Here is a 13,179-nt window from a genome sequence, read left to right as displayed (position 1 = left end):
GCTTATATATGGCAGGGCCATATGAGAAAACCGGACTTAGGGGGCGAGAATACACCCTCTAAGTCCGGTTTCTCAAAACAGCTCTGCCATACATAAGGCATATATAAGGCAGAATCGGAAGTTTTGGGATTGTTTACAGCGAGCTCGGGGAGATTTCTCCAGCGATCGATGTGTGCATCCACTTGCCGAAGTCGGCTCCGGTCACGCCTTGAGACAGCAGGAACATGATTTTCGCATACGTGGCTTCCAGCGTCATATCGCCAGATCCAATTGCGCCGGCGCGTGCGATCGCATCACCCGTCTCGTAATGGCCGAGCAGTACTTCCGCCTGCTGGCACTGCGATGCAATCACAACGGGAACGCCATCATGCAGCACGTCGGCAATCACGTCAGTCAGTCCAGGCTCGTCGCTTGGCACATTGCCGACGCCGTACGCACGCAACAAAACCGCTTCCGGCCGCGGCGTAAGCATCGCTTCCAACCGTGCCGCGGAAATGCCGGGTGCCATATCTATCACCGCAACATCATGGCGAGAGTAAGGCTGAGGCGACGTCCAACCGCAGCCAACCGCAGCGGAATCGTCCGCATACCAATGCCATGGCGTGCCAGTGCGTGCCAGCGGGCCGACGGAAGGCGCCGAAAAACCTTCAAATGCCCAGCTCGACGACTTGCTCACACGATTGCCCGCAAACAGGTGATGTCCAAAAAACAGTCCCACACCGTGGAATCGTCCGCTCATCGCGGCATTCAGCGCGCCCGTGACATTCGCAGTGGCGTCCGACTCGATCTTGCCAAGCGGATGCTGTGAACCCGTGAAAATCACCGGCTTGCCAAAATCAGCCAACGCATACGCAAGCGCGGCGCTCGAATAGCTCATCGTATCGGTGCCATGCAACACCACGAACGCGTCGGCATCATCGCGGTGCGCACGCAAATCGTCGACCATCGTCTGCCAATTGTCGGGAGTCGCATTCGACGAGTCGATAAGAGGATCAAGCTCGGTGAACGTGAACAGGCTCGCGTCCATGTGCGCGTCCTCCAGCAGACGGAACAGCCATCCGCGAGTGTCGGCGCCCGGAATCAGGCCGTTCGGCGAGTCAATCATGCCGATAGTGCCGCCGGTATATGTGATGTGAATGCGCATTGCCACCTTCTTACGATTGCCTGGTACTTAATAAGTACTTGCTTGCGATTGCGGGATGGACGAATTCCGATATTTCGGATTCCTACATCCCGCGATTCTGCGACTACTTGCGATTGTACGTGCATCTGCCGCGCTCATCGCGTACGATTAATGCAGCCACACGTTGGATTCATCTGGATTCAGCGCAAACACCAACGCCAGTGCGCACAAGGCGAAGAAGTCGTAAGAAAGTACATGAGCGCCCCTGTTGCAAATGCAGGGAATGCATTAGGCTAGAGCGCGTGACTGAAACTCATGAACTTCGTATTGCTGTAATCGGCGCCGGCCCTGCAGGCGTCTACTCCTCTGACATTTTCCTGCGCCAGTTGAAGAAGCTCGGCGAGGAGCTCGGCCTCGGCACTGCCGCCCGAATCGACCTGTTCGAAAAGCTGCCGGTGCCGTTCGGTCTGGTGCGCTACGGCGTGGCCCCCGATCATCCGTCCATCAAATTCATCGCGTCGGCACTCGAAAAGACGCTCGACAATCCGGACATCCACCTGTACTGCGACGTGGAATTCGGCAAGGACGTGACGCTCGACGAACTGCTCGAACGTTACGATGCCGTGCTGTTCGCCACCGGTGCAGTCGAAGACAAGCCGCTCGGACTGCCGGGCGCCGATCTGGACGGCGTATACGGCGCAGCCAAGTTCGTGGAATGGTACGACGGTTATCCGACCGGCGCTCGCGAATGGCCGCTTGAAGCTGAGGAAGTCGCCGTGATCGGCGGCGGCAACGTGGCCATGGACGTGGCTCGCGAGCTCATGCGCAATGCCGATGATCTGAAGGAGCGCACCGACATTCCGGACAACGTATATGAGGGCATCAAGTCCAACAAGGCGCGTGTGCTTCACTTGTTCATCCGTCGCGGTGTGGCGCAGGCCAAGTTCTCCGTGCAGGAATTGCGTGAGATGGAGAAGCTGCCGGGAGTGCAGCTGATCATCAACGAAGACGATTTCGATTTGGATGAAGACACGATTGAAGAGGCCGGCAAAGACAAGCTGACTCGTCAGATGGTCGAAGAGCTGTTCACGATTCGTGAGATGGCGGAAGACATGGAAGATGACGGTGACGTGGATTATGAGGGTAATCCGGCTGACCGCAAATATTACGTGCACTTCAATTCCGCTCCGGTCGAAGTGTTGGGTGAGGACGGCAAGGTCGTTGGCATCCGTGTGGAAAAGACCGAGACATCGGCGGACGGCAAGATGAGCCGTACCGGCGAATTCGAAGAGTATCCGGTGCAGGCTGTGTACCATGCGATCGGCTACAAACCGGCCACCGCGCCGGGCATTGCGTACGACGAGCGTCATGCGCACTTGGCGAACGCGAACGGTGACGGTCGTATCACTACGGCCGCTGAAGCCACGGATGAAGTGCGCGAGCGTCTGTATGCGACCGGTTGGGCGAAGCGTGGTCCGGTTGGCCTGATCGGCTCCACCAAGTCCGACGCACTGCTGATCGTGACCAATATGCTGGAGGATTTGTCGAAGGCTGCTGAAGGCGGCCGTGTGGCCGCTGATCGTGATCCGGAGTCCATCGACCGGCTGCTGGAATCGCGCGGTGTCAAGCCGATCGACTTCGCCGGTTGGAAGAAGATCGATGCGTTCGAACGTGCCGAGGGTGCGAAGGAAGGCCGTGAGCACAAGAAGGTCATCGATCCGGAGCAGATGCGCGCCCTGGCTCACGCTTAAGGTGGGTGTTTGGGATCTGATCTGATAGGTCCCAGGTTTCTTTCATGCGTCTTGGATGTCCGATTCTGGAGAATCGGTCGCCCAAGACGCATTTTTTATCCTGTGCTTGTCTGTTTCTGGTGAATCGGACATCTGGAGTGTCCGAAACATGTTCTGTATGTCTGTTTCTGGTGAATTGGACATGTGATGTGGACGAAGGACTTGCTACTTGTCCGATTCTCCCGATTCGGTCACCCAAAGGCCTCTTGGCATGCATCGGATGTCCGTTTCTGCAGAATCGGATATCCGGGGAGAAGCTGAGCATGCGAACTTCCGCAACTGCCCCCTAGTCCTTTCCGCAGTCCAGCCTCCAGCACATATCCAGCAAAAACTCAGGCTCCGTTTCTACGCTAGTGACCATGAACGGCAAATTGCGGGTGCATGGCCATTGCAATGGCTTGAAGACAACGCTGTTATTCGCGTTGATGTGGGGCGTCATCATGCTCATTTGGTGGGCGACCGGTGGCGGCCAGCGTACGCTTGGTATCTACATTCTCATCGGACTTGGCTCAACGTTCGCATCCTACTGGTTTTCCGACAAACTTGCGATTGCATCCATGCATGCGCAGGAAGTCAGCGAGCAGGAAGCGCCGGTACTGTACAAAATCGTGCGCGAACTGTCGGCGAAGGCGGGCAAGCCGATGCCGCGTATCTATATCGCCCCAACCATGAGTCCCAATGCGTTCGCAACGGGACGCAATGAACGTCATGCGGCGGTCTGCTGCACGCAGGGCATTCTGCAGATGCTGAACGAACGCGAGATTCGCGGCGTACTCGGGCACGAGCTCATGCACGTGTACAATCATGACATTCTGACGTCCGCGATCGCTTCCGCAATGGCGACGGTCATTTCGTATCTCGGCTATTCGCTCATGTATTTCGGCGGCGGCAATTCGCGTGACGATCGCAATGGTTCATCTTCTAACGGTCTTGGATTGCTGGGCGTGCTGTTGAGCGCGATTCTTGCGCCGATTGCCGCTTCGCTTATTCAGATGGCGATTTCGCGTACACGAGAATATGATGCCGACGAAGATGGTTCCATGCTTACGGAAGATCCGGAGGCGCTCGCGTCCGCATTGAATAAGATCTCGAACGGCGCTGAGACGATGCCGATGCAGAAGACTGCCGGTACGCAGTCGGTTGCTGCGATGATGATTGCGAATCCGTTCTCTGCGGAAGGTTTTTCTCGCCTGTTTTCCACGCATCCGGCGACCTCGGATCGCATCGCGCGGCTGATGCAGATGAGTCAGGAGATGAAGGCGCAGGGCGTGCAGTCCGGCTATTTGGCTGGCGGTTATGCGACGAGTGGGTATGCTTCGGAGGATATTCGTCGGCAGAATGGGGGTGTCTCTGGTGCCGGCGCCGGTGCGGGTGCAGGGGGATACTCCGGTGGGGGCTATTCGCGAGATTATTCGCAGAATCCCGTACAAGGCGGGTATGGTCGCTGATCGGCGGCGATTGCAATGTGCGCAGGTTGCGCAAGTCATGCGTGATTGCATAGGATTCCGCTGATTCTGACGCGAATTGTGTGTGTTTCCTGTGGGGATGCATTGCAGAATATTCTGATGTCATCTGATGAATGACATTAATGCTGTTGTGGTTGTTGCGCGTTGATTGATATGCGATTTGGCAAGTGGGTGACGGTATCGAATATCGGTCGATGGCCGTGAATCCTGCGAATGCATGCTAGACTAAATGATTGTGTCCAAAAGGCACATTTTTTGCGGATGTAGTTCATCGGTAGAACGAAAGCTTCCCAAGCTTTAAAGGCGGGTTCGACTCCCGTCATCCGCTCCATTCGAAACCCTTGGAATCGTTGGAATTCCAAGGGTTTTTCTATTGCCGTAAAAGACCCGTGAAGTCAACTTCGCGCCGCGCAACTGTCGGTTGCGTCGCAAAATTTGGTTGCGAGTCGCAATGCAACCGAAAGATGGTGGCGTGGAACGAGACGTTTATGACAAGCTGTTGCTTGGCAATCGCCAATAATCGCAAGTCGAGGCGATATGGAAACTCGACGAAAGGGCGGACATGAGTTTCAAAGAGAATCTGCAGTATCTGCGCGGTTCGCGCAACATGACGCAGGAACAGCTGGCAATGCTGCTGGGCGTTTCCCGGCAGGCAATTTCGAAATGGGAGTCCGAGAAGGCATACCCCGAAATGGATAAGCTGCTGATGCTTTGCGACATGTTCGGCGTGACGTTGGATGATTTGGTCATGGGCGACGTGCGCGCGTCGGCGGGCTGTGGGGGTGCGGGACGCGTGGACTTGGCTGCTGATACGGATGGTGTGGCCGCGTCGGTTGGGGTGGCCGACGCTGCTGTTGGCGCGGTTCCGGGGGTAATCGGGTTTGCGGCATCGCAGGTCGCAGGAATGTCCGATTCTGGTGAATCGGACGTGAGGGATACGAATCCGAATGTTTGTGCGTCCGTTTCTGGTGAATCGGACGCACAAGGTGCCAAAACCGGTGTTCAATTGTCCGTTTCTCCAGAATCGGACATGCGGGGTGGGCGGCAGGTAGGCTGGAATCCGTGAATACGGATCAGAAACTTCCCGCCGAATCCGCAGGCGAACGCCCCAGTACCCCCCTATTTGGTCATGCCATATCACACGCGGCGACACTCATCGGCCTGTTCGCAATCGTCCTGTGGGGCTTCATGGCCGGCCTCGTGCGACTCGTTTCCGAATCGTTCGGCGCCACGCTCGGCTCGGCGCTCATCTACACTGTCGGCGGCATGCTCCTGCTCATCGTGCGACGGCCGAAACCGATTAGCCAAGCGCCACGCAAGTACCTCGTCGCAGGCGGACTCATGTTCATTGCATACGAGACGTCGATCTCGCTGTCGATCGGTCTGGCCACAACGAACGCGCAATCTGTGGAAGTCAGCCTCGTCAATTATTTGTGGCCGACGCTGCTGGTACTGATGACCGCCGCCGTGTCGCACAAACGCGGCTCGGTCTCCGAAGCGCTGCCGGGTGCAATCGTAGCCACCGTCGGCGTGGCAATGGCGGTCGGCGGTGAAAACCTTGACGTGCAGGAAGCGGTTGCCAATATCGCCAGCAATCCATTGCCGTACGCGCTCGCGTTCGCAGGCGCCTTTATTTGGGCGATTTACGCGACCGTGACGCCATCGATGTCCGATGGTTACGATGGTACGACGATTTTCTTCTGTTGCGTTGCTGTTGTGCTGTGGATTATCCATTTCGTTTCGGGCGACGGTTTGCCAGCTGTAGCGCCTGGCATCGGCGGCTATATTTCGCTGCTCGCATGTGCCGCGTCGATTGCTGGCGGCTACGCGTGCTGGGGGTATGGCATGCTACATGGCAGTATGGAAACGCTTGCGATCGGTTCGTATGCGACGCCGCTGTTCTCCACTGCTTCCAGCACGCTCCTATTGGGCGTGACGTTGGGCATGCCATTCTGGATCGGTGTCGCGCTGGTGGTGGTCGGCTCGCTGATCAACGTGTGGTTTGCGCGACGCCGCTGATTGTCCGATTCTGCAGAATCGGACGCTTGTTGGTGTGTGAGGAGGCGACATGTGGGGTAGTGGCGGCGCAGAGGAGCGCCGGGATGGCGCAGCGGTACGTAAGGGAAGTGACCGGGCAGGACAATGCCCTTACGCATCCACGCTAGCTTAGGTTTTTGTCGGCTGGTATTTGGTGTGTGTTGCCGTTGGCGGTGATGGTGATGCGTCGCCAATGACGCGTCCATGTGTGCCAGCCGAAACCGATCTAAACCGGCTTAAACCAGCCCGTTCAAATCCACCTCGTCACATCACCTTGGTGGATTCCAGATTGCGGCTCACCCAGTTGTTCAACCGGATCACCGGCTTGCGCAACACCAATCCCAGCAGCAGCGAAGGAATCAGGAACAAGGCGAGATACACCATGTCAAGCAGGTACTCATTGCCGTACGATCCGGCCATCGCGGCGTGCATGGCATCGATGGCGTGCGGGAACGGTAGGAACGGGTAGAGCATTTGGAAGAACTTCGGCAGCGTCTCGATAGGGAACGTACCGCCCGAACCGGCGACCTGCATCACCAGCAGCACCACGGCCACGGCCTTGCCGATATCGCCGAACGACACGGTCAGCGTATACACGATATTCGAGAACACGAGCGCGGCAAGCCACCCCACGGCAAGGAACTGCAGCGCATGATTCGCCTGCACGCCAAGGAAATACATGTCACCCAGGCAAACCAGTGTGCCCTGCAGCAACGCGAGCAGTGCGAAGATCGCGTACCGTCCGAAATACTCGTGGTCGAGGCGCAGTCCCCAACGTGAGGCGTTCCCCGGGCCGGACGGGCCGGCGACGCGCGGCAGCGTGTCGCCCAAGCCCAGCACATGCGCCTTCTCGCGGTTCGAAATTGTCACTTTCAGCATGGCGCACAGGATGATCGCACCCACCCAGATTGACAGGATCGTATAGAACGGCGCCATGGCCGAACCGTAGTTCGCGATCGGGTACACTGAGACGCGATGCAGTGCGACGGGCGCGGAAATCAGCGTGGACAGTGTGGACGCGTTGGCGGTGGCCAGTGCACGTAGTTCGTCCGATTCACCCGAATCGGACGAACTGGCGTCGTTGTCACCGTCGCCACCATCGCTGTTGCCGTCACCGGCGTTCCCGCCCGTCTCCAGCTTCGTGATCAGCTCCTTCACCGTCGCTGCCGACGAGTCGAGTTTCTTCGCGATCGCGCCGAGCGTGGAACGGATGGATGTCACATTCGTCCCCACGTCGCCCGTCACATCGTCCAGATCGTCGGCGGTGCCGCTCAGCTGGGTGATCATGCTGTCGGTTTGGGAGATCAGCGTGCTGACTGTGGAGGCGAGCGCGTCGATTTTCGGCTTGACGTTCGTGGCGTAATCGTCGCGCACATTGCTGATCGACTGCTTCGCGGAGGTGATGCGGTTCAGGATCTCCTTGCGGGAGCGTTCCGCGGCTGCGGTATCCTGCGTGACCTGCGTGGAAGCGTCTTTCAGCTGCTGCGCGAGCTTCTGCGAATCGCCTTTGGCGGCTTCCAGCAGCGTGATCTCCCGGTCGATGGCTTCCAGCAGCGCCTGTTTCGCGGAATCACTGTCCGGTAGTTGTTCCACCGATTCGTGCATGTGGTTGAGGCTTGTGATGTACGTGTCGTACAGCGATTCGCTGCTGGAGACTTGTTCGCTCAACGTTGTCAACTGGCTGGCTGCGGTGTCTGAGTCCTTGCCGATCGCGTCGAACGCCTTGTTCACCTTGGCAGCTACTTGGTCGAACGCGCCTGACACCTGGTCGAGCGCGGTGTTCACTGAGGAGGTGACGTTCGCACCTGCCGAAGTGAACGACGTGGCACCTGATTTGCCTTGCTTCAACGCGTTCCGGGCCTGTTTGCCCGCCTTGGTCGCCGAGGCGAGCAGTTTGCCCGTGGAATCCACGATGTCGTTCGCCGAGCCGAGCAGCTGCGAATACGACGTTACCTGCTGCGATGCGCCGCTCAACGTATCCGCCATGGTGGTGAGATTGCCGTTGAGGTTGCGCATGTATTCGGCCATTTGCGGGCTTTGCGAATAGTGTAGGATGCTTGAGGCCAGGTCGAGTCCGACTTGCGCGATCGTTTTGGCGAAGGTTTTGTCGATTGTGTTGACCACGGTTGTCGCACCCTGATCGGTGATATGCGGGGCGATCGGGTTGATTTTCTCGTTCAGATAGTACTTGAGCTGCGCGTGTTTGATGTCGGGGGAGAACAGCGTCATCATGTCGGCGCTGAAACCTTTCGGAATTACGATCGCCGCATAGTATTCGCCGGATTTCACCCCGTCGATTGCCTTGTCGCTTTTCACGAATTGCCAGTCCAGCTGGTCGTTGGCGTGCAGTGTGCTGATGATGGTTTCGCCCACGTTGACGCGCACCGGTATGAGATCCGACTTGTAACCCTTGTCGTTATTGGCCACGGCGACCTTCAATGCCTTGGTGTTGCCGTAGGGGTTCCAGCTGGCCGCGATGTTGAACCAGGCGTACAGCGCCGGTACCACCACCAGGCCCATCGAGACGATCACGGCGATCACGTTGCGGGTGGCGTGGCACATGTCCCGCTTGAAGATGCCCCAGATCATTTTCACTGTTCGTTCCCCTCCTCACGCAGACTCCTGCCAGCATTTCCGTCCGTGTTTCCAGCCGCATGTTCAGGCGCATGTCCGGCCGAACCACCATGCGCAGCCTCATACAGCCTCGTGCGTACGGCATGCATCGGCTTGTAATGCATGCCCGGCCGGAACAGCAGGTTCTCGTGCAGGATCGCGCTGCGGAACTCTTCCGCACTCATCGCTTCCTCGCCCAGATAATTCGCATACCGTTCGCGCAGATACTCCACCACGATGAGATACGTGTCGATGGCGATGATCGAAATGATCCAACCGAGCAGCATGGCGAGCTTCATGCGCGTGATGAATAGCAACAGCAGGAACACGAACGGCAGTACCGCCAGCGCGAGGAATCCCCAGCGCACCAGGCGCGGGTACAGGCGGAAGAAATGAATCGCCCGTCTGCTGGCGAGTTCGGGGAACTCCTCGGCGATCTGCTGCGCGGTCTCGGTGAGCCGCAACGGTTCCACCGTGCCTTCGTTATGTTCGGTGATCATCAGATCAGTGTCCGCCAGACGGTTGTCGAACAGGCGGTTGAGGTTCAACGCCAGCTTGCGGACCACCAAGCCGATGAACAGCGCCACAGGCAGATACCAGAACAGCGAGAGCATGTCGATCCAATAATGGTTGGCATACATGCCGCCGATCGGCCCGCGCATCGCGTTGATGCCGTAGGTGAACGGTAGGAACGGTTTCAGACGGCGGAAGAATTCCGGCATCATCTCGATGGGGTAGAGGCCTGCCGCGCCCGGAATCTGGATGATCACCAGAATCACGGCGACGGCCTTGCCGATATGCCGGAACGCCACGGCGAGCGCGTAAATGATGTTCACGTAGACGAACGAGGCGAAAATGCCGGCGAGGATGAACAGGAACGGATGCTCGCATTGGATGCCCAGCGCGAGATCGCCGATCGTGGCGATGATCGCCTGCAGGAATCCGACCGTGACGAACAGCAGCCAACGGCCCATATAGCCTTGGCGTGGCGTGTACATGCGGATCTTCTCATCGCGGTCCACTTCAAGCTTGTAGATCGCGACGAGCACGAATCCGCCGACCCATAGCGCAAGATTCGTGTAGAACGGCGTGACCGCGGAACCATAGTTTTTGACCGGGTAGAGGACCTGTTCGTCCAAATGCACCGGCTCGCCCACGAACGAGCCGACCTCGCTCGCGTCAAGTCCGAGCGCTTGGGAAAGCTGCTGGAACATCGCCGAACTGCTCAACGCGGCCACATCGGTGCGCGTGGTGTTGAGCTGTTTGGCGAGATTGGCGAGCTGCGTCTGCGTGCCAGCAATGGTGGTGTTCGTTTGGGTCACGGTGCGCGACAACTGGTCGAGCAGCCCGTTGCCCTGTTCCAGTGTGCTTTGCAGCGTGGTAAGCGTGCCGGACAGCGACCCATTGGCCAGGCTGAGTGTATCGAGCCCGGTGTTGAGATTCGGCATGACCGTGCCGGTGATGGTCGTGCGTGCGCTCGCCATCGACGCCGTGCCGTTTTTCGCCAGCGTGGTGACATCGTCGTTGAACCCGTTCGCGGTGTTCTTCCCCGCGTTGATCGCAGCCGTGGTGTCCTGATCGAAGGCGTCGATGCGCTGCTGCTGGAACGTCAGCTGTTTGCGGGCTTCGGCGAGTTGCGCGGAAAGATCCTTATACGTTTGGTTGTTCGGATCCAGCTGGCTGGCCTGCAACGCCTTCTCCACGCCGTCGAGCACATTGCCGGTGGTGGTGTTGACGTGATGCATGGTGCTGGACACTTGGTCGAGCGCGTCCTGCGTGGTGTTCAGTCCGCTGAGCACGGTGCCGGTGGCATTGCTCACGTTGACCTGCAGACCGGACAGTTGCGTGCTGCCGTTGTCGAGCGCTCCGACCAGCGTGTTCGAGAATCGTTCGGTTTGTGTGCGCGTCTCGCTCAGCAAGTCGGACGCCTTGCCGACGGTGTCAAGCGAGTTGGTGATTCCCGAGGCGAGCGCGATGTTGGACTGTTTGGCCGAATCGATGGTGGTGAGGGCCTTGTCGAGCGTGGAACGCGTGCCGCGCAGCTGCTGTTGGACGGTTTCGAGCTGGTTGATGGTGTCGGTCAGATCGTTGATGACGTCGCTTTGCGCGCTTTTCATGCTGCCGGTGGTTTCTCCCGCTGCCTCCTTCACTTCCTTCGCCACGGCGTCGGCCACGCTGGAAACGAAAGTGGTGTTGATCTGCTCGTCGATCGTGGTCGCACCCGTATCGGTGATTTTCGGCGCGATCGCGTTCAGCTTTTCGTTGATGTAGTACGTGATCGACGGTCGGTCGCCTTTACCAGTGACGGTGCCGATGAGTCTGGAGCTGAAGTCTTCCGGCAGTACGATCGCCGCATAGTATTTGCCGGATTCCACGCCTTCGATGGCTTGCTGCTCGGGAACGAAACGCCAGCCGAGCTGATGGTTCTTCTTAAGCTGGTTGACGGTTTGCTGGCCAGCGTCGAGATGACCGACCAGCGTGGAGGTTGTGCCCTTGTCCTCGTTCGCCACAGCGACCTGGATGTTGCCCGTGTTCGCGTACGGGTCCCAGTTGGCGAGGATGTTGCACCATGCGTACAGTGATGGGATGATGGCCACACCCAGCGTGACGACGAGCGCCACTGGGTTCTTCAGAATGCGTTTCACGTCTCGAAGGAAGATGGCGAAAACCTGGTACATCAAGCCTCCTCGCGGGTATTGGTCGCAACATCTACGTGCGGCGGCATGCCCGTGCGGGAATACCCGGTTGGGCTCTTCGTCGCGCGATCCGGTGGATATTCTATGACTTCCGATGGAACGATCGCAATGGTTTCGCCCTGTTTAATGGTCGGTCCCGCAAATGTCGGGATATGAGACGAAAACGCTCGGCATATGGCCCTAGTGGGGCGGGCGGCCTGGATATGGAGCGGACGGTCGGGAAAACGGAAAGGAAAGATGGCGAATGTTGTCACATGATAAGTGGGATAGGGTCGGGCGATAATGGAGGCATGACTATTGCAACGCCGGAACGTTATGCGCAAATGCTGGACGCCGCACGCCGCGGCGGTTACGCCTATCCCGCGATCAATGTGACCAGCACACAGACCCTGAACGCCGCACTCCAGGGTTTCGCCGAGGCGGAATCCGATGGCATCATCCAGGTCTCCGTAGGCGGCGCCGCCTACTTCTCCGGGCAACGCGTCAACGACCGCGTCACCGGCTCGCTTGCCTTCGCAGCCTTCGCGCACGAAGTCGCGGCGAAATACCCCAACATCACCATCGCCCTGCACACCGACCACTGCGCCAAACAGTATCTGGACGAATGGGTGCGCCCCCTGCTCGACCATGAAGCCGAACAGGTGAAGCACGGTCAGGAACCGACCTTCCAGTCACACATGTGGGACGGTTCCACAGTGCCGCTGGGTGAAAACCTCGACATCGCAGAAGAACTGCTCGACAAATCCCAAGCCGCGCACACCGTGCTGGAAATCGAAATCGGCGCGGTCGGCGGCGAAGAAGACGGGCACAGCGCCGAAATCAACGACAAACTGTATTCCACGCCCGCGCAAGGCATCGCCGTCGCGCAACGACTCGGCCTTGGCGAGCGCGGACGCTACATGGCCGCCTTCACCTTCGGCAACGTGCACGGCGCATACAAACCGGGCGTGGTGAAACTGCGCCCCGAACTGCTCGACGAAATCCAGACCACGGTCGCGCTCGCGATTAAGGCCGGCGAAATGCCCGACCCCGCGCACTCGCTGGATGTCGCTCCCGGTAAGCCGTTCGCCCTGGTGTTCCACGGTGGTTCCGGCTCCGCGCCGGAGGAGATCGCGCAGGCCGTGAGCTACGGCGTGGTGAAGATGAACATCGACACCGATACGCAGTACGCATTCAGCCGTGCGGTGGCCGGTCACATGTTCTCCAACTATGATTCGGTGCTCAAAATCGATGGCGAGGTGGGCAACAAGAAGATGTACGACCCGCGTTCGTGGGGGCGCGAAGCGGAAAGCGCCATGGCCGCACGCGTGGTGGAGGCTTGCAGGCAGCTTGGCAGCGCGGGCAAGGCGTTGAAGTAGTGTGATGCCGCACGCGCCGCGTAATGCATGCGGCGTGTGGCGGCACGGTGGGTGTGTCGCGTTGTATGAGACGAAAACGATGGAACTGACTAGTTT

7 protein-coding genes, 1 tRNA gene and 1 pseudogene are annotated in these 13,179 nt (G+C 58.6%); 6 read left to right on the top strand and 3 right to left on the bottom strand.

Going from position 1 to position 13,179, the window contains the following annotated elements; genetic code table 11:
* Window positions 1–133 precede the first annotated feature (133 nt).
* Window positions 134–1,144 carry an asparaginase gene (locus tag KSY55_RS02380; RefSeq protein WP_217749476.1) on the bottom strand — a complete coding sequence of 337 codons (1,011 nt, stop codon included), beginning with the start codon at window positions 1,142–1,144 and terminating at the stop codon, window positions 134–136.
* Between the two features lie 281 nt (window positions 1,145–1,425).
* On the opposite strand from KSY55_RS02380, the gene KSY55_RS02375 reads away from it, so the two are divergent.
* From KSY55_RS02375 to yddG, 5 genes and pseudogenes are all read left to right on the top strand, one after another.
* On the top strand, window positions 1,426–2,874 hold the full coding sequence (locus KSY55_RS02375) for an FAD-dependent oxidoreductase (RefSeq protein WP_022244661.1): 1,449 nt from the start codon (window positions 1,426–1,428) through the stop codon (window positions 2,872–2,874).
* A gap of 398 nt (window positions 2,875–3,272) precedes the next feature.
* A complete protein-coding gene (gene htpX, locus KSY55_RS02370; RefSeq protein WP_217749475.1) occupies window positions 3,273–4,361 on the top strand; it encodes a zinc metalloprotease HtpX in 1,089 nt (362 codons plus the stop codon).
* Window positions 4,362–4,636: 275 nt separating this feature from the next.
* Window positions 4,637–4,710 (top strand) — tRNA-Gly (locus KSY55_RS02365).
* A gap of 231 nt (window positions 4,711–4,941) precedes the next feature.
* Window positions 4,942–5,142, top strand: a pseudogene (locus KSY55_RS02360) (helix-turn-helix transcriptional regulator); the annotation flags it as partial.
* 299 nt (window positions 5,143–5,441) lie between these two features.
* On the top strand, window positions 5,442–6,398 hold the full coding sequence (gene yddG, locus KSY55_RS02355) for an aromatic amino acid DMT transporter YddG (protein WP_065439797.1): 957 nt from the start codon (window positions 5,442–5,444) through the stop codon (window positions 6,396–6,398).
* A gap of 282 nt (window positions 6,399–6,680) precedes the next feature.
* Here yddG and KSY55_RS02350 read toward each other — a convergent pair whose 3' ends face one another.
* On the bottom strand, window positions 6,681–9,005 hold the full coding sequence (locus KSY55_RS02350) for a YhgE/Pip domain-containing protein (RefSeq protein WP_117656108.1): 2,325 nt from the start codon (window positions 9,003–9,005) through the stop codon (window positions 6,681–6,683).
* A gap of 2 nt (window positions 9,006–9,007) precedes the next feature.
* A complete protein-coding gene (locus KSY55_RS02345) occupies window positions 9,008–11,707 on the bottom strand; it encodes a YhgE/Pip domain-containing protein (RefSeq protein WP_117656109.1) in 2,700 nt (899 codons plus the stop codon).
* Window positions 11,708–12,015: 308 nt separating this feature from the next.
* Here KSY55_RS02345 and fbaA point away from each other — a divergent pair, with 308 nt between their 5' ends.
* Complete coding sequence (gene fbaA / locus KSY55_RS02340; RefSeq protein WP_033499608.1) at window positions 12,016–13,083, top strand: class II fructose-bisphosphate aldolase; 1,068 nt, start codon at window positions 12,016–12,018, stop codon at window positions 13,081–13,083.
* Window positions 13,084–13,179 lie beyond the last annotated feature (96 nt).

This window comes from Bifidobacterium sp. MSK.13.1 (assembly GCF_019131435.1).
GTDB classification, from domain to species: Bacteria; Actinomycetota; Actinomycetes; order Actinomycetales; family Bifidobacteriaceae; genus Bifidobacterium; species Bifidobacterium pseudocatenulatum.
This window is presented reverse-complemented; position numbering and strand designations above follow the sequence as displayed.